The 20726-nt window shown below is 59.8% G+C and carries 21 protein-coding genes; 8 read left to right on the plus strand and 13 right to left on the minus strand.

The window, feature by feature from the left end:
• The first annotated feature begins 25 nt into the window (after window positions 1-25).
• The 7 genes from V6S97_RS19360 to V6S97_RS19390 all read left to right on the plus strand — a co-directional run bounded on the left by V6S97_RS19360 (window position 26) and on the right by V6S97_RS19390 (window position 7148).
• Window positions 26-1516, plus strand: coding sequence for a sugar ABC transporter ATP-binding protein (locus tag V6S97_RS19360; RefSeq protein WP_060727324.1), 1491 nt, complete (start codon window positions 26-28; stop codon window positions 1514-1516).
• The gene (locus V6S97_RS19365) at window positions 1509-2525 is read left to right on the plus strand and encodes an ABC transporter permease (RefSeq protein WP_129566093.1); all 1017 of its coding nucleotides are present in this window, start codon (window positions 1509-1511) and stop codon (window positions 2523-2525) included. Before V6S97_RS19360 ends, V6S97_RS19365 begins: the two co-directional genes overlap by 8 nt.
• A complete protein-coding gene (locus V6S97_RS19370) occupies window positions 2522-3517 on the plus strand; it encodes an ABC transporter permease (RefSeq protein ID WP_111796926.1) in 996 nt (331 codons plus the stop codon). The genes V6S97_RS19365 and V6S97_RS19370 overlap by 4 nt, the downstream gene beginning before the upstream one ends.
• A gap of 1 nt (window position 3518) precedes the next feature.
• The gene (locus V6S97_RS19375; protein ID WP_111796925.1) at window positions 3519-4367 is read left to right on the plus strand and encodes a sugar phosphate isomerase/epimerase family protein; all 849 of its coding nucleotides are present in this window, start codon (window positions 3519-3521) and stop codon (window positions 4365-4367) included.
• Between the two features lie 26 nt (window positions 4368-4393).
• The gene (locus V6S97_RS19380; protein ID WP_112589794.1) at window positions 4394-5059 is read left to right on the plus strand and encodes a nucleoside triphosphate hydrolase; all 666 of its coding nucleotides are present in this window, start codon (window positions 4394-4396) and stop codon (window positions 5057-5059) included.
• A 65-nt stretch (window positions 5060-5124) separates the two neighbouring features.
• A complete protein-coding gene (locus V6S97_RS19385; protein ID WP_112589798.1) occupies window positions 5125-5994 on the plus strand; it encodes a D-psicose 3-epimerase in 870 nt (289 codons plus the stop codon).
• Between the two features lie 158 nt (window positions 5995-6152).
• The gene (locus V6S97_RS19390) at window positions 6153-7148 is read left to right on the plus strand and encodes a hypothetical protein (RefSeq protein ID WP_112589801.1); all 996 of its coding nucleotides are present in this window, start codon (window positions 6153-6155) and stop codon (window positions 7146-7148) included.
• A gap of 26 nt (window positions 7149-7174) precedes the next feature.
• Here the strand turns inward: V6S97_RS19390 and ehuA are convergent, their stop codons facing one another.
• The 11 genes from ehuA to V6S97_RS19445 form a co-directional block, all read right to left on the minus strand.
• Window positions 7175-7954 carry an ectoine/hydroxyectoine ABC transporter ATP-binding protein EhuA gene (ehuA, locus tag V6S97_RS19395; protein WP_020009904.1) on the minus strand — a complete coding sequence of 260 codons (780 nt, stop codon included), beginning with the start codon at window positions 7952-7954 and terminating at the stop codon, window positions 7175-7177.
• The gene (ehuD, locus tag V6S97_RS19400) at window positions 7951-8643 is read right to left on the minus strand and encodes an ectoine/hydroxyectoine ABC transporter permease subunit EhuD (RefSeq protein ID WP_111784952.1); all 693 of its coding nucleotides are present in this window, start codon (window positions 8641-8643) and stop codon (window positions 7951-7953) included. The genes ehuA and ehuD overlap by 4 nt, the downstream gene beginning before the upstream one ends.
• Before the next feature lie 12 nt (window positions 8644-8655).
• A complete protein-coding gene (gene ehuC, locus V6S97_RS19405) occupies window positions 8656-9321 on the minus strand; it encodes an ectoine/hydroxyectoine ABC transporter permease subunit EhuC (protein WP_065695384.1) in 666 nt (221 codons plus the stop codon).
• A gap of 61 nt (window positions 9322-9382) precedes the next feature.
• Window positions 9383-10234, minus strand: a complete 852-nt coding sequence (gene ehuB / locus V6S97_RS19410) for an ectoine/hydroxyectoine ABC transporter substrate-binding protein EhuB (protein ID WP_111796923.1) — start codon at window positions 10232-10234, stop codon at window positions 9383-9385.
• A 61-nt stretch (window positions 10235-10295) separates the two neighbouring features.
• Window positions 10296-11309 (minus strand): N(2)-acetyl-L-2,4-diaminobutanoate deacetylase DoeB, encoded by a 1014-nt coding sequence (doeB, locus tag V6S97_RS19415; protein WP_020009908.1) that lies wholly within the window; start codon window positions 11307-11309, stop codon window positions 10296-10298.
• 4 nt (window positions 11310-11313) lie between these two features.
• A complete protein-coding gene (gene doeA / locus V6S97_RS19420) occupies window positions 11314-12492 on the minus strand; it encodes an ectoine hydrolase DoeA (protein WP_020009909.1) in 1179 nt (392 codons plus the stop codon).
• Window positions 12489-13502 (minus strand): ectoine utilization protein EutC, encoded by a 1014-nt coding sequence (gene eutC / locus V6S97_RS19425; RefSeq protein ID WP_111784954.1) that lies wholly within the window; start codon window positions 13500-13502, stop codon window positions 12489-12491. Before eutC ends, doeA begins: the two co-directional genes overlap by 4 nt.
• Entirely contained in the window at window positions 13499-14518 is a 1020-nt protein-coding gene (gene eutB, locus V6S97_RS19430; protein WP_334427646.1) for a hydroxyectoine utilization dehydratase EutB, read from the minus strand. Before eutB ends, eutC begins: the two co-directional genes overlap by 4 nt.
• A 68-nt stretch (window positions 14519-14586) precedes the next feature.
• Window positions 14587-16035, minus strand: coding sequence for a MocR-like ectoine utilization transcription factor EhuR (ehuR, locus tag V6S97_RS19435; RefSeq protein ID WP_111791417.1), 1449 nt, complete (start codon window positions 16033-16035; stop codon window positions 14587-14589).
• A gap of 170 nt (window positions 16036-16205) precedes the next feature.
• Window positions 16206-17609, minus strand: coding sequence for an aspartate aminotransferase family protein (locus V6S97_RS19440; protein WP_111796921.1), 1404 nt, complete (start codon window positions 17607-17609; stop codon window positions 16206-16208).
• A gap of 13 nt (window positions 17610-17622) precedes the next feature.
• The gene (locus V6S97_RS19445) at window positions 17623-19101 is read right to left on the minus strand and encodes an NAD-dependent succinate-semialdehyde dehydrogenase (protein WP_111796920.1); all 1479 of its coding nucleotides are present in this window, start codon (window positions 19099-19101) and stop codon (window positions 17623-17625) included.
• A gap of 121 nt (window positions 19102-19222) precedes the next feature.
• Here V6S97_RS19445 and V6S97_RS19450 point away from each other — a divergent pair, with 121 nt between their 5' ends.
• Window positions 19223-19690, plus strand: coding sequence for an Lrp/AsnC family transcriptional regulator (locus tag V6S97_RS19450; protein ID WP_020009915.1), 468 nt, complete (start codon window positions 19223-19225; stop codon window positions 19688-19690).
• A gap of 18 nt (window positions 19691-19708) precedes the next feature.
• Here V6S97_RS19450 and V6S97_RS19455 read toward each other — a convergent pair whose 3' ends face one another.
• Both V6S97_RS19455 and csgH read right to left on the minus strand, forming a co-directional pair.
• Window positions 19709-20122: a curlin gene (locus V6S97_RS19455; RefSeq protein ID WP_162691062.1), complete on the minus strand. Its 414-nt coding sequence runs from the start codon at window positions 20120-20122 to the stop codon at window positions 19709-19711.
• A 168-nt stretch (window positions 20123-20290) separates the two neighbouring features.
• Entirely contained in the window at window positions 20291-20689 is a 399-nt protein-coding gene (gene csgH, locus V6S97_RS19460) for a curli-like amyloid fiber formation chaperone CsgH (protein WP_111796918.1), read from the minus strand.
• Window positions 20690-20726 lie beyond the last annotated feature (37 nt).

The following is a 20726-nucleotide window of genomic DNA, read 5'->3' on the forward strand; positions in this document are numbered from 1 at the left end:
GTGGCGGAAGGAGATTTACGTTATCATGAGCGCAGAACCGCTCCTGTCCCTCAAAAATGTCAAAGTCACCTTCGGCGGTGTGCGCGCCCTGAAGGATGTTTCCTTCGAGGTCAATCCGGGGGAAGTGCATTGCCTTGCCGGCGAAAACGGCTGTGGCAAAAGCACGTTGATCAAGGTCATAACAGGCGTTTATACGCCCGAAAGCGACGCCGAACTCTATTTCGACGGCAAGCCGATAGCGGCGATGACCCCGACGCTTGCGCAATCGCTTGGCATCCAGGTTATCTGGCAGGATCTGGCGCTGTTCGATGAAATGACGGTGGCTGAGAATATCGGCTTCCAGTACGCGGTGAATGGAAAATACGGGCTGGTCGACAAACGCGCCATCGAACAGGCGGCCGAAAAGGCGCTGGCCCGGCTCGGCGTCGAGATCGATCTTGATAAGCCGCTCAAGGAACTGCCCATCGCCCAGCGTCAGATCGTGGCGATTGCCCGCGCGCTGGTCGGGGAAGCGCGGCTCGTTTTCATGGATGAACCGACCGCGTCGCTCACGCAGTCCGAAACCGATTATCTGATCGACATCGTCCGCAACCTGTCGGCCTCGGGTGTGGCGGTCGTCTTCGTCTCGCATCGCCTTGCGGAAGTGCTGGAGATTTCAGACCGCATCACGGTGCTGCGGGATGGATCGCTTGTTGGCGTCTTTCCCGTTGAAGGCATGACCCAGTCACGGGTGACCGAACTGATGACCGGTCGCAATTTCGACAGCGCCGTCATCGCCGCCGATCACGACGACAAACCCGTTGTTCTCTCGGTGCGCGGGCTGAGCCGGGCCGGCGAATTTGAAGATGTTTCGTTCGATCTGCGGCGGGGAGAAACGCTCGGCATAACCGGTCTCTTGGGAGCCGGCCGCACGGAACTGGCCTTGACCCTGTTCGGCATGCATCGGGCGCAATCGGGTGAAATCCTCATCGATGGAAAGAGGGTGGATTTCCATTCCAACCGCGATGCGATCCGGGCGGGTGTCGCCTATCTTTCCGAGGACCGGCTCTCGCTTGGTCTGAACCAGCCGCAGTCCATTGCCGATAATCTCGTCATGGCCTCTCTCGACCGCTTGCTGAGCGGTGGCCTGATCTCTCCGTCGAAAAAGGCGGATGTCGTTTCCCGCTGGATTTCGGCGCTCGGCGTCAAGATCGGATTGCCGGAAGATCCGATCCGCACGCTTTCAGGCGGCAATCAGCAGCGTGTGGCGATTGCCAAGTGGCTGGCGATCGGGCCGAAAATCCTCATCCTCGACGCGCCGACCGTGGGTGTCGATGTCGGTGCCCGCGCCGGCATCTTCGAAATCGTCCGCAAGCTCGCCGCAGAAGGTCTCTCGATCATCGTGATCTCCGACGAAGCGCCGGAAGTTTATTTCAATACAGACAGGGTCATCCACATGGTCGAAGGCCGGTTCCACGCCACCTATGATCCGCGACGCCTGTCGCTTACCGAACTGGAGTCCGCCATCTATGCGTAGGCTCATCCTCGGACATACGACCGAATTTACCCTGCTTGTGGTCATGGTGCTGCTCTGCACGGGACTGTCCTTTGCGACCGACCGCTTTCTCACCATTTCCAATGCATTCGACGTGCTGAATGTCTCGGCGGTCAATATCATCTTCGCGGTTGGCCTGCTCGTGGTGCTGATTTCAGGCGGTATTGACATCTCCTTCGCGGTCGCGGCCTCCGTCGTCCAGTATGTGACGGTGCTGGCGCTCAATGCGCTCGGCGGCGGCAACTGGGCGGAAGGTTTCATCATCGCCGGCGCCGTTGGCCTCGGTCTCGGTTTCGTCAATGCCTTCCTCGTCTGGCGGCTCAACATCATTTCCATCGTCGCGACCATCTCCACCTTCAACATCTTCTTCGGGCTGTTGATGTTCTTCACCAAGGGCGTGTCGATCTACGACCTGCCGGAGTGGCTGTCGACGCGCGTGGTGCTTTACGAGCGTGAGATGCCTGATGGTTCCTGGGTCGAGCTGACATTGCCCGTTGTCGTCATGATCCTCTGCTGTGTCGCCACCTGGTTCATGATTTCGCGCACCACCGTCGGGCGCAAACTTTATGCCTTCGGCGACAACCCTGAAGGCGCTCGCCGCTTCGGCATCAATATCGGTGCCATGCATTACATCTCCTTCGGCTGGCTCGGCCTGATGGCGGGCATTGCCGGGCTCATGCAGGCGCATTATGCGCAGGAGGTGGTGCCGAACGCGCTTTATGGCCGCGAGCTGGATGTTCTTGCAGCAACCGTGCTTGGCGGCGCGCGGCTTGGCGGCGGCAAGGGGTCTGTCATCGGCTGCGTGCTAGGGGTGCTGATGGTATCGATCACCCAGAACGGCCTCAACCTGATGGGGGTCTCTCCCTTTGCGTTCAAGATGATCGTCGGGGCCATCATCCTCATCGCCATCACGCTCTCTTCCACCCGGTTCGACAAGCTTCTGCCGAGCGCCTTACGGACATCCGCAGAGAAGGGGAGCGCCCGGCGATGAGCAGCCTTGTCAGGAAATTCAACGCGATCTTCGGTGCCGATATGGCCGGGCCGGTTATTGCCTTCATCGCGGTCATGCTCATCTTTGGAACGCTGGCGAACAATTTTCTTTCGCTCGGGACATTCGGTTCGGTCGCATTCCAGCTGCCGGAGCTCGGCCTGCTGACACTGGCGATGCTGCTGCCGCTTCTGACGGGCGGTATCAATCTTTCCGTCACCTTCGCCGCCAATCTGTCAGGTCTTGCTGCGGCTTGGGTGCTGCAGGTCCATGGCGGGGTGGATGCGCCGCCGAGCGCATTTCTGCTGGCCTGCCTTGCCGCACTTGTCACCGGCGGGGCTGCCGGTGCCATGACGGGAGCGGCGATCGCTTACACCCGCGCGCACCCCATTCTGGTGACGCTGTCGATGATGATTTTTTTGCGTGGCCTTGGCGAGTTTCTGACACGCGGCGGTGACGTTTCGGGTTTTCCCGCCTATATGGCGCCGCTTGGCCACGGCACGCTTCTCGGTCTGCCGATCCCGCTTCTGATCTTCATCGTCTGCGTCGGGCTCTGGCATGTGCTGCTGACGCGCACCAAGCTCGGCTTCGGCCTGTTGATGATCGGCTCGAACATCGAGGCCGCGCGTTATTCCGGCCTCAATACGCGCAAGATCCAGGTTCTCGTCTACACGCTCTCGGGTCTGATGTGCGCTGTTGCCGGCATCATCATGCTTGCCCGTTTCAACTCCGTCCGTGTCGGCCACGGGGAATCCTATCTGCTAATCACGGTGCTGGCGGCCTTTCTTGGCGGCATCAATCCGTTCGGTGGTTTCGGTCGGGTGCTGCCCGTTTTCGTGGCGCTCATCGTTCTGCAGCTCCTATCGTCCGGCCTCAATCTTCTCGGGGCCAACCAGCATCTGGCAACGGCGCTCTGGGGCGTGCTGATGATTGTCGTCATGGCGGCGCGCGGCCTGTTTTCAAGCTACTTCGCATCTCTCAGAAAGAAGGTATGACGTGAAAGGCTTCGGTGTTCACGCAATGATGTGGTCTCTGAAATGGGACCACGAAAACGCCAGACGGTCCATCGCCGCTGCCGCGGATTACGGTCAGGATTTCATCGAGATTCCGCTCATCGATATCCCCTCCGTCGATGCAAAATACACGCGCGCCCTGCTGGAGAAGTACCGTCTGCGCGCCGTCTGTTCGCTGGTGCTGCCGGAGCCCGCCTGGGCGTCGGTGCGTCCCGACGCGGCTATCGACCATCTGAACGCCGCGCTCGACAAAGCCGCAGAAATGGGGGCGGAGGCGCTGACGGGGGTCACCTATGGTGGCACCAATGAGCGAACCGGATTTCCCCCGACAGCGGGTGAATATGACAACCTGACAAGGGCGCTTTCGCGGGCTGCGGGCCACGCAAAAACGCTCGGCCTGCAATTCGGCATCGAGACCGTGAACCGCTACGAAAATCATCTGCTCAATTCCGCCGAGCAGGCGGTGGCGCTGGTGGAGCGCATCGGTGCGGACAACGTCTTTATCCATCTCGATACCTTCCACATGAACATGGAGGAAAAGGGTATCGCAAACGGCATCATCACCGCCCGCAACCACCTGAAATACATGCATATGTCGGAAAGCGACCGCGGCACGCCGGGGTTTGGCAACGTTGCCTGGGACGAAGTGTTTTCCGCACTCGCCGCCATCGGTTTCAAGGGCGTGCTGACGCTCGAAAGTTTTGTCGCGATGCCGAAGGACATGGTGGGCGCGATTTCGACGTGGCGGCCGGTTGCGCCCAGCGCTGACGAGGTTCTCGACAAGGGCCTGGCATTCCTGCGCGACAAGGCGAACCAGTACCGGATTTTCTGACAGTACCCATTATCGAGGCGAGCACCTTGAACACTATTGACGATAACGCGCGTAAAATTGCGGGCCTGACCCTCAAGCGTCTTGCCGGCGCCAATGGGCGGCGTGCGATGATTGCGATTGCCGGTGCGCCCGGATCGGGAAAGTCCACCATTGCCGAACATGTGGTTGACGTCTTGAACGCAGGCGAAAGCGTGTCTGCGGCGCTCTTTCCGATGGATGGCTTTCATTATGACGATGCCGTGCTGGAAGAGATGAAGCGCCGTCCCTTCAAGGGCGCAATCGATACCTTCGATGCTCACGGCTTGCGCCACATGCTTGAGCGCCTGAAGGCCAATGAGGACGATGTCGTCGCTGTCCCAGTCTTTGATCGCGCGATTGAAATTGCCCGCGCAGGCGGCCGTCTCATCCCGCAATCCGTCGATATCATTGTCTGTGAGGGCAATTATCTCCTTGCCAACCAGTCGCCCTGGGATCGTCTCAAACAGATTTTTGACCTGACTGTCTTTGTCGATGTGGATGAGGACGACCTGCGTGCACGGCTGAGAGAGCGTTGGCGCAGCTTTGGCCTCGGTGAAGACGAGATCAATCGCAAGGTTGAAGAGAACGACCTTCCGAACGGCCGGTTCATCATTTCCGCGAGCACAGAGCCGGATCTTCATATCGGAAATCCGGGAAGCAAGCCGACTTCCTGAAGCCGGCTGAACCGCTGTCCCGCCCAAATTCAAATTCAGCGAAACAGAAAGCGAAAGAGATCCCCATGAAACACGGCATCTATTATTCTTACTGGGAATATGAATGGAGCGCCAAGTTCGGCCCCTATATCGAGAAGGTCGCCAAGCTCGGTTTCGATATCATCGAAGTCGCCGCCCACCACATCAATGAATATAGCGACGCCGAGCTCGCCGTGATCAGGCAGAGCGCGCAGGATAACGGCATCATCCTCACCGCCGGCATCGGCCCGTCGAAAACCAAAAACCTGTCGTCCGAGGATGCTTCCGTGCGCGCAGCCGGCAAGGCGTTTTTTGAGCAGACGCTCGCCAATGTCGCCAAGCTCGATATCCACACGATCGGCGGCGCATTGCATTCCTATTGGCCGATTGACTATTCGCAGCCGGTCGACAAGGCAGGTGATTATGCGCGTGGCGTCGAGGGCATCAATGGCATCGCCGATTTCGCCAATGATCTCGGCATCAACCTTTGCATCGAAGTCCTCAACCGCTTTGAAAATCACGTGCTCAACACGGCGGCCGAAGGCGTCGCCTTCGTCAAGGATGTCGGCAAGAACAATGTGAAGGTCATGCTGGATACCTTCCACATGAATATCGAGGAAGACAGTTTTGGCGAAGCCATCCGCACGGCCGGCCCGCTTCTCGGTCATTTCCACACCGGTGAGAGCAATCGCCGCGTACCGGGCAAGGGCAGGATGCCCTGGCACGAAATTGGTCTGGCCCTTCGCGATATCAATTACACCGGTGCCGTTGTCATGGAGCCCTTCGTCAAGACCGGCGGTACGATCGGCTCTGACATCAAGGTGTGGCGCGATCTCAGCGGCGGCGCCGACCTTGCGAAAATGGACGAGGACGCCCGCAATGCCCTGGCATTCTCCCGTTTCGTCCTTGGCGGCTGATACCCATAAGTGCGTTGACCGGGCGGCCGCCATCCGTCGCCCGGACAACCACCGCTACGTCCGTCCGCCATCACCGAGTTGAAATGACAGCCGCTTGTGGGCTAAAGCACTGATGTCTCTTCAGGATCAAAACGATCCGCCCAGGACCATTGGTTTGCATGATCCCTGTCGCATTGCCCTCCGTCGAAGCGCTGCTTCTCCTTGCCTTCTTTCTCGTCACGACCCTTGTGTGGGTCGTCTGGACGTTGTTGCTGTTCGTCCGATACGTGAGCGGCCGCTGGAAGCGCCCGATGATCCTGCCTTACGGGCTGGTGACCACCGTTGCGCTTTTCACGCTCTTTCGGTTCGGTGATTTTTATCTGCAGATGAGTGCTTACGACAGGGAAAGAGCGGCAAGCTATCGGCCGGAACTCTCGCAGCCGGCTCGCCTTGGCGGGATCGATATGCCCAAGGGTACGAAACTTGAACTGGCCATTGCCGATAACAGGCAGGCCTTCAACCGCGCCGTGTTTCCGCATCCGGTGCGGATCGCTGATATCGATGCCATCGAGATCGCCCGTTATATCACGATAAAGACCAATGAGAATTACGAAACGATCGGCTTTACCCCTGGCAACATGCGCATAACCGGCAATGGAGTGACCACCCAGAGCGGCTGGCGCTGCGACGCGACGCGGCCGGTTGAGTTCGATCTCTTGCCCGATGGCGGCATCTCCGCCTTCAGCAAATGCATTCTCGCCGATGGCAATGTTGTTGACGGCATCGGCCTGCCGAAAGGCACGTCCCTGCGCGCCTCCACCGGTAATGTCTACACCGACGGCTTCGTCGATTCAGACAGATGGGTTCTCGACACGCCGCAGGAGCAGACCGTTCACATCGACAGTTTCGATCTTTCGGAAGTAACGCTTGCCCTTGATGGCAACCAAAAACTCCACGAAATCAGCAGAGGTGTCCTGTCAAAAGATGCAACGCTCGGAACGCTTCACCATGCCGCCGGAACCAATATTCGTTATAACCCCCGGCATCTTCGCAACGGCTATCCCGGCGCGTGGTTGATAGTCCCGCCTCTGCCTGCACCCGATGCTCTACCGGTTCCGTCGCATGATATTGTGCAGGGCAGGGACGGAAAGGTTCTGTCCACCTCTGCGGATTGATTGCATGAGGGAGGGGCAATCAAAATTCACCGCAAGACGGAAGCGAGAAATTCGCGTGTACGGTCTTCTTTCGGCTGGCCAAAAATCTCGTCCGGTTTTCCCTGTTCGCAGATACGGCCTTTGTCAAAGAAACAGACGCGGTCCGATACTTCCCGGGCAAAGCGCATTTCATGGGTGACGAGAAGCATCGTCAGATCATGCTCATGGGCCAGATCGCGGATGACGGACAGGACTTCCCCCACCAGTTGCGGGTCCAGCGCCGAGGTCGGCTCATCGAAAAGCAGGACACGCGGACGCATGGCGAGCGAGCGGGCAATGGCGACACGCTGCTGTTGCCCACCGGAAAGCTGCACCGGATAATGGTCCTTCTTGTCCGCCAGCCCGACCATCTTCAGCAAGTCGATTGCGCGCGCTTCCGCCTCCGCGCGGCCGATGCCCAAAACCCGAACCGGCGCCTCCACGATGTTGCGGAGCACCGTCATATGCGGAAAGAGATTGAAGCTCTGGAAAACCATGCCGACATGGTTGCGGATCTGCCGCAGATGCTTTTCCGAGGCCTTGAAAGGGCCTTTGCCTCCCTGCTCATGGTAGGACATGTCGGCAAGGGTCAGCTTTCCCTCCTGGAACGGTTCCAGCGTCATGAGAATACGAAGAACCGTCGACTTGCCGGAGCCGGACGGACCGATGAGGGTGACTTTTTCGCCTTTTGCCACGTTGAAATTGAACTGGTCGAGTACTGTCAGAATGCCGAAGCGCTTCGTGACATCGGAAAATTCGATCAGTGGCTGATTGGTGTTGTTTGTCATCGCAAGGGTATTCCTGCTTTTGGAAGCGCCCTTTGCAGGCGGCTGAGGCCTGCCGAGCAGATTATTGTCAGAAGGAGAAAGATCAGGCCGACAAGCGTCAGCGGCACCAGATATTCGAAGGTGCGTTCGCCGATCATATTGGCAAGCCCCATCATCTCGAGAACGGTGACGACGGAAAGCACCGGCGTTTCCTTGATCATGGCGACAAGATAGTTGCCCATCGCCGGAACGATGCGCGGGATCGCCTGGGGAATGATGATGTCGCGATAGGTCTGCACAGGCGTCAGGTTCAGCGCCGTTGCCGCTTCCCACTGGCCGTGGTGCACCGCCTCTATGCCGCCGCGATAGACCTCGGAAGTATAGGCGGCATATTGCAGGCCAAGTGCTAACGCGCCGGTCAGAAAAGCGGGCAGAACGATGCCGAAATCCGGAAGCACGTAATAAAGGAAGAAGAGCTGCACCAGAAGCGGCGTATCGCGAAGGAACTCGACAATCAGCGCGGTGGGCCAGGAGATCATCTTGACGCGGCTGCGGCGCAGCAGCGCAAAGACAAGCCCCAGAACCAGCGCGATCGCAAAGCCTGCGGCGGCGGCCTTCAGTGTTACCGTCAGGCCAATCAGGATGATGGGCAGGATCGAGGTCGTGTAGGTGAGCCAGGTGGTCGTATCCCATTCGTAACCATACATCATGACAGGATATCCTTATGAATGGCGGGTGCGCGGGAAGACGTTGCCGCGCCGCACGAAGTGCTCGATGACCCGGATGACGACCATGAGGATCAGGGACATCGCGAAATAGCAAAGCAGCGTAATCGAATAGATGCTGGCGCTATCCAGCGTCAGGTTGCGGATCGACTGCGCCGCGAAGGTGAGGTCGGCAATGGAGATCAGTGACACGAGCGAGGAAAGCTTCAGCGTCTCGATCGCCAGATTGCCGAATGCCGGCATCATCTCAACAACGGCCTGCGGCAGCGAGATGCGAAAGAGCGTCTGCAGGCGTGTAAAATTCAGCGCTCTTGCTGCCTCCAGTTGCTGCACTGAGACTGAAGACAGCGCGCCGCGAACGATTTCCGCGCCATAACCGCCGGCGTGGGCGGCAAGCACCAGCACGCCCGTGGTGATCGGATCAAAACTCAGCCCAACCAGCGGCAGGGCGTAATAGAACCAGAAAAGCTGCACCAGCAGCGAGGTGCCGCGAAACACTTCCGTGTAACAGAGCGCGATGGCCGACAGGATCGGTCCTCCCTCGACGCGCAGAATGCCAAAAAAGAAGGCGAGAGCCGTTCCGACGACAAGGGCTGCCAGCGTGATCGTCATGGTGACGACGGCGCCTTGCCACAACATCGGCAGGTAAGCGGTCATGTCCATCTGGAGTTTTCCCGAGTTCTTGATGAACGGCGCCCGGATATGCCCCGGGCGCCGGCTGGCATTATTTGCCGGCGCAGAGATCGGCGACCTTCTTTTCGGCCGCTGCAGCGATACTCTGTTCGGAGAGGCCGTATTTGGCGAGGATTTTCTTGTAGTCCTCCGTCTTGCGGAATTCGACAAGCGCCGCGTTGAAGGCGTCACGCAACTCCTTGTCTTCCGGCCGGAAGGCAAAGCCGCCGTAATTGCGCACCGGAGCATCCTTCACAACGGGATCGACGAAGGGCTTGACCTGCTCGACATTGGCCTGACCCTTGGCGAGTTCCGCAACCGTGAGCTCCGTGGCGGCATAGGCGTCGGCGCGGCTCTGTACGGTGGGAATGGCGTCGGCATTGGCAGGGATGAACACGATCTGCTCTTCCTTGACGCCGACTGCGCGCAGGAAATCGACGTTGTTTGCGCCGGAAACAACGGCGACCTTCAATGAGGGGTCCTTGGCGATATCGGCGTAGGTGGTAAGCTTTTTCGGATTTCCTTTCTTCACCAGCAGGCCTTCGCCATAGGACGAGTTCGGTTCGGTGAAGGCAACCTGCTTGCAGCGCTCGGGCGAGATGTTCTGTTCGGCGGCGGTAAAATCGAAGCGACGCGCCTTCAGGCCGGGGATCAGCGTGCCGAATGGCGTCACCGTCCAGTTGACCTCTTCGATGCCCATCGATTTCAGGACAGCATTCGCCACATCCGGGCCGATGCCGGCGGAGGTGCCGTCGGGCTGCATGTAGGAATAGGGCACTTCATTGGCCGTTGCGGCGCGGATATAGCCCTGGCTCTTGACGTCTTCGACGGTCAAGGCGCTGGCCGACGTTACGCCAATGGTGAGAGCGAGGGCGGAAAGCCCGGCAATTCTGGTCATACGCATGTTCTTACTCCTCTGGTTGGGTTGCGTGGTCCGTTTTCGGATCTCACGATGGTTCTTCTGGTTAGGTATTCTCCGTGACCGTGGCGATGACGGAAAGGCAGTCTCCGGCCTTGATGAGGCCGGGAACGTGACGGGCGGCAAGCACGCCATTGATGGAAGCGCGGTAATCAACCGGCGCAAGACCGGTTTTTCCAACGGGATAAACCAGGGCCACCGTTTCACCTGCCATGACCGCGTCTCCCAGATCGCGGACAAAGGCGACGAGCCCGTCGTCTTCGGCAAAGGTGAAACAATCGCTGGAGGGCATGTCCAGCCAGCGGCTTGGCGTTGCCACCGGTGCGCCGGCGAGGATGCCGGCATGGCAGAGCAGATTGACAATGCCTTTGCGGGCGATGTCGATCGATTTCGCGCTCGCCGTCCCCGCGCCGCCGAGCTCGGTGGTGACAAAGACCTTGCCCAGTTCCTCAACTGTCGTGTCGAGCATGCCGACGGCGTCAATCTCCAGCATCTTCATCGAATAGGGCGCGGCAAAAGCCGCCACCGCTTCAAAACACCGGGCCTCCTGCGTCTTGTCGGATAATTCGTGAGCTGCGGCATAGGGCAGGAAATCAAGCGTCCTGCCGCCGGAATGAAAATCGAGAACGATATCCGCAAGCGGTATCAGATGGCGGGTGACATAATCGGCAATCTTCTCCGTCACCGTGCCGTCAGGGCGGCCGGGAAAGCTGCGGTTCAGGTTTCCCCGGTCGATCGGCGAGGTGCGCGTTCCCGCGCGAAAGGCGGGATAGTTGAGTGCCGGCACGATGATGATGCGGCCGCTTACCTCTTCCGGATCGAGTTTATGGGCGAGTTCGAACAGGGCGGCCGGCCCCTCATATTCGTCGCCATGATTGGCTCCGGTCAAAAGCGCCGTCGGCCCCTCGCCATTGGCGATGACGCAGATCGGGATCATCACCGAACCCCAGGCGCTGTCATCGCGGCTATATGGCAGTCGCAGATGACCGTGCTGCACGCCCTGCGCGTCAAAATCGACGGTGGGCGTGATCGGCGAGGGGCGAAGCGCGGTCTTCAACATCGTCTCAGCCTTTCACGAAGAGTTGCCGCGGCACATTGGAAAGGCATTCGACACCGGTTTCGGTGATCGCGATGCTTTCGGTGATTTCGAGTCCCATGTCTTCCAGCCAGAGGCCGGTCATGAAATGGAACGTCATGCCGGGCTTCAGCTCGGTCCGGTCGCCCGGACGCAGGCTCATGGTGCGCTCGCCCCAGTCCGGCGGATAGGAAAGGCCGATCGGATAACCGGTGCGGTTGTCCTTGATGATCCCGTATTTTTTCAGCACGGCGAAAAACGCATTGGCGATGTCTTCGCAGGTGTTGCCCGGCTTCGCTGCGGAAAGACCGGCCTCCATGCCCTCAAGCGTTGCCTTCTCCGCATCGAGAAACGCCTGCGTCGGCTTGCCGAGAAAGACGGTGCGCGATAGCGGGCAGTGGTAACGCCGGTAAGCGCCGGCGATTTCGAAGAAGGTGCCTTCTCCCAAGCGCATCGGCTTGTCGTCCCATGTCAGATGCGGTGCGGATGCGTCTGCGCCCGAGGGAAGGAGGGGAACGATGGCGGGATAGTCTCCACCGAACTCGGCGGTGCCACGAATGCCGGCATCGTATATTTCGGCCACGAGGTCGCATTTGCGCATGCCCGGTTCAACCACGTCGACGATACGTTTGTGCATCAGTTCGACGATCTTGCCTGCCTTGCGCATATAATCGAGTTCGGTCGGGCTTTTGACCGCGCGCTGCCAGTTTACGAGACCGGCGGCATCCCTGAAACGGGCGTTCGGCAGATGTTTCTGCAGCGATGCAAAGGCGGCGGCTGAGAAATAATAATTGTCCATCTCGACGCCGACCGTCAGGCCGGACCATCCCCTCTCCTGGATGATCTCGGACAGCAGGTCCATCGGGTGCCGTTCTGTGGATTGAACGTAGTGGTCCGGGTAACCGATGATGTTGTCATGGGCGAGATACGCCGTGCGCCTGGCGCCATTGGCGTCCTGCTTGCGTCCGTACCAGATCGGCTCGCCATCCGGCGGCACCAGCACGCATTGATGCACGTAGAAGGACCATCCGTCATAACCGGTCAGCCAATGCATGTTGGACGGGTCGGTCACAATGAGAAGATCGATCCCGGCCTTGTCCATGGCATTGCGGGTTTTAGACAGGCGCGCGGCATATTCCTCGCGCGTAAAGTTCAGCGTTACGCTCACGCTGCGTCTCCCATTTTTATGGCGTTTTCGATGATTTGGCCGCTCTTGGCCTCCTTTGCGCGTGCAAAGGCGAGATTGGCGATGGCCGTGTCCTGCACCCCGGTGCCCGTGAGATCGGCAAAGGTGATGTCTTTGGTCGAAACACGACCCGGCAGCCTGCCGGCAATGACGTCCCCAAGTTCGGCGAAGTGCTGATCCGACGCGGCGCGCCCGGCGGCGATGGCGTGGTGCAACTCACCGAGAATACGGGTTTGCGAGAGCCGGTCCGCGACGTATCGCGCCCTGCCGAATACGGTCGGATCGATCTCGTTCTTGTGTTCGGCGTCCGACCCCATGGCGGTCAGATGCTGGCCTTCTTCCAGCCAGTCGGCAAGAAGGATCGGCTTTTCGGCCGGTGTGGTGGTCACGATGATATCGGCGCCGCGAATGGCCGTCTGCGGATCGGCCACGGCGGTCACCTCAATGCCGTATTCCCGGGCCAAATCGCCCGAAAGTCTCCCAGCCTTGTCATGGTCGCGCGCCCAGATTCGCGCCGACCGGATCGGGCGCACCAGCATCAGGGCTTCGAGTTGCAGACGGGCCTGCATGCCGGCTCCGAAGAGGGCGGCGACGGAAGCATCTTTGCGGGCGAGATGTCGTGCCGCGACTGCGCCTGCTGCTGCGGTGCGCACATCGGTGAGATAGCCATTGTCGAGGAGAAGGGCCTGCACCAGCCCGGTTTTCGCGCTGAAGAGGATCATCAGGCCATTCAGGCTTGGCAGACCAAGCTTGGGATTATCGAAGAAACCGGGGCTGACCTTGATGGCGAAACCGTCAAAGCCCGGCACATAAGCCGTCTTGACATCCACCTCGCCGCGAAACTCAGGAATATCGAGGCGCAGGATCGGCGGCATGGCGACAGTCCCCGTGGCGAGAGCCGCAAAGGCTCGCTCCACGCAATCGACTGCGGAAAGGTCCAGCTTGACGATGGCGCGCAGGTCTTTTTCCGTCAGGATGGTAACGTGGCTCATGCGGCTCCCCCGTCGATGATCCTCTTGTGAACCGCCGGATCGATGTTCCCGCCCGAAACGATGATGGCGGTCGGGCCGGTGATGTCGATCTTGCCGGAGAGGATCGCCGCGAAACCAACGGCCGCCGCGCCCTCCACCGTCAAACCTTCTTCCTGTGCGGCGTGGCAAATGCCGGCCGCGATTTCGTCCTCCGAGACCAGCACGATGTCATCGAGCAGTTCGCGGCACAGCGCGAAGGTCACGCGGTTCGCCAGACCAATCCCGCCGCCAAGCGAATCCGCCAGGGTTTCTTCTTCCTTGACAGAGATCGGCCGGCCGGCCGTGACCGAGGCGTGCATGGCTGCGCCCCGCTCCATGGAGATGCCGATGACCCGGGCCTGTGGTTTCAGCGCCTTGACAGCAACGGCAATGCCGCCTGCAAGGCCTCCGCCTGAAAGAGGGATGAGTACAGCGGACAGATCGGGCATATCCTCGATAATCTCGATGCCGATCGTCCCTTGGCCTGCCACGACGTCTGGATCATCAAAAGGCGGGATCGCAGTCAGGTCGTTGCTTGCGGTCAGGCGCTCCACTTCCTCCTGCGCGTCATCCTGGGACATGCCGATGATCCGGATATCTGCGCCGAGCGCACGGATGGCTTCGACCTTGTTCGCCGGCACGAGTGCCGACATGCAGATCGTGGCGGGGATTTCGAGCTTGCGCGCCGCATAAGCAACCGCGCGGCCATGATTGCCGGTGGAGGCGGTGACGAGGCCGCGTCTGCGCGCACTGTCATCAAGCGAAAGGACGGCGTTCATTGCGCCGCGCAGTTTGAAGGCGCCGATGGGCTGCAGCGTCTCCAGCTTGAGATGAACGGGGTGACCGCAGCGTTCCGACAGATTGTCCGAGTAAACCAGCGGGGTGCGTTCCACCTGTCCTGCAAGCCGCGCTGCAGCCTGCCTGATCGCGGCCAGCGAGACCGGAAGCGGATTTTTTCCAGCGGATATGGACAGGTTTTCGCTCTTCATGATTGTCATGTTGAGAGCGAACTAAAATCATGTCAATTATTATATTGTAATGATTCAATGATTTTCAACCGGCCGCCTCAGCCGATTGAACCGATATCGTAGACGGGCGGCAATTGCTCGAAGGCCTGGCGCACGGTCGTCAACGCCTTGACAAGGGCGGGATGATTGAGGCGGCCACCGAGGCAAATGCGGATGCCGCCGCCATGGCCCGGGCCGGCAACAAACGGTTCCGAAGGGGTGACTGCGACGTTCTGGTTTGTCAGCGAGCGCACCAGTCCATCCTCTGTCCAGCGTGTGGGAACCTTGAGCCAGGCGCAAAAGGAGAGGGGATGGGTCGAGGCTATGTGGTCGCCCAATATCTCCGTCGCAATCTTTTGCCGTGCGCGTGCTTCGGTGCGCTGCACGTCCAGCAGACGCCGCGCGGTGCCGTTTTCCACCCAGCGGGTGGCGATCTCGGCCGTCAGATAGGTCCCGCTCCAGCTCGACACACGCAGGATCGAGGCGGCGCGGATGGAGTAGGCAGGAGGCACGACGAGATAACCGACGCGCAGCCCGGTCAGCACCGTCTTGGTAAAGCTGGTGACGAAAAAGCCCAGATCAGGCAGCATTTCCGCGATGGATGGCAGATCATCCTCTATCATCGGTCGGTAGACCTCGTCTTCGATGACAAAGACCCCATGCCGCTCCGCAACTGCGGCTATGGCCCGTCTGCGCTCTGCGCCTGAGACATGTCCGGTCGGATTATTGAGCGTTGGAATGAGCACGATAGCCCTGACGCCGCCTGCTTCGCAGGCAGCCTCCAATGCGTCCGGCAGAATGCCCTCCTCGTCGGTGGGCAGGCCCTTGAGGCTGAAGCCCAGAATGTTCGAAAGGCCGATAATGCCGTGATCGGTGAGGTTTTCGCAGAGAACCACGTCGTTCGAGCGGACAATGCAGCTCAAGGCAAGGAAAATGCCGTGTGCTGCGCCGTTGGTGACAAGGATGCGTTCGGCCCTCGCAGTCACGCCCATCATTTCAAGCCATGTCCGCGCGGTTTCACGATGGCTGTCGAGACCCGCGACCGGCCGGCATGGGCGCATGAAGCCTGAATTGTCACCGTCGGCCAACTCACGAAGGATGGCGCGCGAGGCGGCCTCGTGTTCCTCCAGATAGACGCCGCGGATGATGGAGAGATCAAGCACCTCGGTCGGGCTGTGATCAAGCATCATGCGGCCGGCACGATCCGTGACGCGCGCCTTGACGAAAGTGCCGCGGCCGATTTCGCCGCTGAGATAACCGAGCCGCTCAGCCTCCTTGTAGGACAGGCTGACGGTCTGTACCGAAAGGCCAAGCTCGCGCGCCAGATCCCGGTGGGTCGGCATGCGATCCATCGGCTTCAGGACGCCGGCGTCGATATCGGCAATGATGCGTTCCGTCAGCGCGGAATGTTTCGTTTCACCCTTCTGCTTGGCCAGCATCGGCCGCCACGCCACCGGCCTGGTTGATGGCGCCGGATCTGGGCTGAGCGGATTGGCTTGACGACGCATGAAATTGTCTCGTTTTTAGAGGGGTAATTTCATGACATTATGCACGCTTCTGCAAAAAGATGAAGCCTTATGCAGAGGATATGACAATTGCACCGCAAATAGGCGCAACTGTCATCTCTTTGCCGTGCAGATAAGCAGCGTTAGCGCCCGTTGAACGCGACGTCTGAGGGTCAGATTTTCTCGCCGGCCTGAACCAGATCATCCATGACGCTGCGGACGGCTGCTTCGGCTATGGCAATGATCTCGTCCACCTCTTCCCGGGTCGTGACCAGCGGCGGCGCAAAACCCAGAATGTCGCCATGTGGCATGGCCCGTGCGATGAGACCGCCGTTGCGCGCTGCCTTGGAAACGCGAGCGCCAACCGTGAGATGGGGGGCAAAACGGGTCTTCTTTTCCCGATCAGCGACGAATTCGATTGCGCCCATCAGGCCGACGCCACGCACCTCTCCGACGATTGGAAGCTGCGCGAATTTCGCCTTCAGCTGTTCCTGAAAATAGCTGCCGACGGCCCGCGCATTGCCCGGCAGGTTTTCTTTTTCCACGATGTCGAGCACGGCATTCGCCGCAGCCGCACCTATCGGGTGGCCGGAATAGGTGTAGCCGTGGGAAAATGCGCCGACGCGATCCGCCCCTTCCTCCATCACCTTGTAGACCTTCTCGCCGACAATCGCGCCCGAGAGAGGGAAGTAGGCCGAGGTCAACCCTTTGGCGACCGTGATCAGGTCCGGTTCGATCCCGTAATGTTGTGAACCGAACATGGAGCCGGTCCGGCCGAAGCCGGTGATGACCTCATCGGCAATCAGCAGGACATCGTATTTTTTGAGGACGGCCTGTATCGCCGGCCAGTAACCTTCCGGTGGCGGCGTGATGCCGCCGGTGCCAAGGACCGGTTCGGCAATGAAGGCGCCGATCGTGTCCGGGTCTTCGCGTAGAATGAGCTCTTCCAGCTCTTCGGCGCGCCGCCTGGAAAATTCGAGTTCCGTTTCGCCGGCTTCCGCGCCCCAATAGTGATGCGGAACGCCGGTATGGAGGATGCCTGCGCGCGGAAGGTCCATGTGGTCATGATAAAAACTCATGCCGGTCATGGAGCCCGAGACCACGCTGCAGCCGTGATATCCCCGTTCGCGGGAGATGATTTTCTTCTTCTGCGGCTTGCCGCGCAGGTTGTTGTAATACCAGACGAGTTTGGCCTGGGTCTCGTTGGCATCGGAACCGGACATGCCATAAAACACCTTGCTCATCTTGCCGGGCGCCATCTTCACCAACCGGTCGGAAAGAATGGCCAGTTCGTCCGTCGTATGGGCGGCGTAGGAATGGTAATAGGCAAGCCGGTAGGCCTGACGGGAAATGGCCTCCGCCACCTCGGTGCGGCCATAACCGACATTGACGCAATAAAGCCCCGCAAAGCCATCGATAAGCTGCCTGCCATGGGCGTCCTGAATGCGGATGCCCTTGCCGGTTTCAACGATGGTCGGTTCGCCGAGTTTGCCGCTGGTGAAATCCTTCAACTGCGTAAAGGGATGCAGAACCGCATTTCGATCCATTTCCGAGATAGTCTTGATGTCGATGGTCATAGGCGAGTTCCTTTCATGCAGCCAGATTGCCGAAGCAGACATATTTGGGTTCGAGATATTCCATGAGGCCGTGGCGCGCGCCCTCGCGGCCGAGGCCTGATTGTTTCCAGCCCCCGAATGGAATGGGCGCACCGGTGAATTTCGGTGTGTTGACCGCCACCATGCCGTATTCGAGCTGGTCGGTCAGGCGCATCGCCCGCCCGAGATCGTTGGTGTAGACGTAGGCCGCAAGCCCCATCTCCGTCGCATTGGCGCGGCGGATCACCTCCTGCTCCTCATCGAAGGGCAATATGGCGGCGACCGGACCGAAAGTTTCTTCGCGGGCGATCAGCATGTCGTCAGTCACGTCGGCGAGCACGGTGGGCGTGACGAAATTGCCGCCGAGCGGACTGTCCTGTCCGCCGCAGACGAGGCGCGCGCCGGCAGACTGAGCCTGCGCGATCTGCTGTCGGCACTTTTCGGCGACGGATGGCCGCGTCATCGGGCCGATGTCGATACCCGGTTCAAGGCCATGGCCAACCGTCAGTTTGTCGGTTGCGCTGGCAAAGCGATCAATGAAACGGTCATAAACCCCGCGTTGAACATAGATGCGGTTTGCCGCGAGGCAGTCCTGTCCCGATGTGGCGAATTTGGCGGCAAGGCAGCCCTGCACGGCTTGAGCGAGATCCGCATCGCCGAAGACGATGAAGGGCGCATGACCACCGAGTTCCAGCGAGGCTTTCTTGATGGTCGCCGCCGATTGCGTGAGGAGCAGGCGTCCAACCTCGGTGGAGCCGGTGAAGGAAAAAGCCCGCACTTGCGTGTGTTCCAGCAGCCGACGAGCAAGCGGCGCGGCTTCACCGGGCAGAACCTGCAACACGCCTGCCGGCATGCCCGCTTCCTGCGCCAGCCTTGCCAGGGCCAGCGCCGAAAGCGGTGTTTCGGGTGCCGGTTTGACGATCATCGTGCAGCCGGCAGCAAGCGCCGCGCCCGCTTTGCGGGTGATCATGGCTGAGGGGAAATTCCACGGTGTGATGGCCACCGTGACGCCGATCGGCTGCATCCGCACGGAAAGATTGCCGCCTTTAAGGTGGCTCGGAATTGTTTCGCCATAGGATCTCTCGCCTTCGCTCGCAAACCAGTCGAGAAAACCGGTGGCGTAGGAAATTTCGCCGAGTGATTCCGAAAGCGGCTTTCCCTGTTCGGCGCTGATGATGGTGGCGAGGTCGCGGAGATTGTCGCGCATCAGGCGGCCCCATGCGCGCAGAATATCGCCGCGTTCGACGGGCAGCATGTCCCGCCACGCCAGAAAGGCTCTGCCGGCTGCTTCCACTGCGGTATCGACATCTTCAATTGTGCAAGAGGACACATCAAGCAGATGATCGCCACTCGCCGGATCGACAACGCCCAGCGTCTCCTCGCGCGCCATCCATTGTCCGCCCAGAAAGGCACGATGCTCGATCAGCTCGGGTCGTTGAAGATTTTTCAGCGCTGCGCTGGCGATAGCTTTCATGAGCAGATTCCCTTTTTATTTGTCAGAAGCTTAACTGCGCTGCATGATTGACCGGCAGCGTTTAAGCGCGCTTTGACGCAGGAATAATGCTTAGTTTTATATAAAAACGCAGGGATCCCGCATGAATCAGATTGACCGAGCCGACCGAGCGCTGCTTGACGCCGTGCAGAAAAACAATCGCCTGACATCGGAAGAGCTGGCCAAAATCGTCAACCTGTCACCAACCGCGTGCCAGCGTCGGTTAAAGCGCCTGCGTGATGAGGGGGTGATCGAAGCCGACGTAGCAATTATTTCGCCCAAGGCCGTCGGGCGTGGCATCACCATGATCGTTCTCGTCTCGCTGGAGCGAGAAAGGGCCGATATTGTCGATCGCTTCAAGGCCGCCATTCGCGCCACCCGGGAGGTCATGATCGGTTATTATGTAACTGGTGATGCCGACTTCATCCTGGTGATCACGGCCAAGGATATGGAAGATTATGAAGCCTTCACCCGCCGGTTCTTTTACGAGAACCATGACATCAAGGGGTTCAAGACGATGGTCGTCATGGACCGCGTGAAGGCGGGATTCGCCTTTCCGATCGACCCATGATCGGACGATCCGCCTTCCTTACCAGCCATAGCTGAAGGTCAGCCCGCTGCCGTTATCCCCATCCTGCACCACATTGGTGTCCGCGTTGCGGCCGTACTGGAAGATGCCATAGGCATTGTTGTTGCCATTCTGCTGCAGCGTCGCGGAATGGCCGACGCCGCGTTGCCGGATAAAGCCGAGATTGCCGCCGCCGTTCTGGGCGATGCCGGCGGCGTTGCCACGGCCAAGCTGGCGGATATCGGCATCTTTCAGGCCACGGTAGAGCGAATAGGCGCGAAGACCTGTCGAAAGAAGGTCACCATCGGCGGCATTGCCGGGTGCGAGGTCGAAGGAGATGCGGCCGCCGGCATGGGCGGGTGCGGCAAATCCAATGGGTGTCAGGCCACCAACAAGCAGGGTAACGGTAAGAAGTTTCAATATGTTGCGGGTCATTCTGATCTCCATCTGTCAGCGCCTTGCCGATGATCGATAATCGCATCCCGCAACTGAACCCGACCGGAATTGCCCATTCACATGTCGTTCAGTCGTTCGGCGCGATCAAAAGAAAAGGGCGCCCGAACTGGCGCCCTCTATGTGAATAATTCACAAACATGCCGCGGCTTAGTCGCCGCCAACCTGCTTCGTGCAGCTGAAACTCCTGCCATCGATCATCATATCGAGCACGGCCTTGTAACGGGCTCCCTTGGCGTCCAGCGTCACCGCGCTCAGCAGTTGCGAACGTCCGGCGGCGGCATCAAAGTCGCCGCCCTGATTGATGACCGAACGTCCGCCGCTTCCCGACTTTTCGACGTGAAAGGCATAGGTCCCGCCGGCAGGTGTGTCGCCCCTGGCAAAGGCCTCCAGCCTCACCATGCCCGCCTGCGGCGTCGCCTTGATCTCGCAGACCTTTCCCTCTGCCGGTTCCCTTGCCGTCGATATGGCCGCAACGGCGCCGGCGGGAAGCAGCGCCAGCGCAAGGATCGCCGCCAGGCGGCGCGGATGTCTGACGCTATGGGGCATGGCTAGTCTCCCTGATGACCTGATGTTTCGATCCCGA

It is taken from the genome of Agrobacterium sp. CCNWLW155 (assembly GCF_036888815.1).
GTDB lineage: Bacteria > Pseudomonadota > Alphaproteobacteria > Rhizobiales > Rhizobiaceae > Agrobacterium > Agrobacterium radiobacter.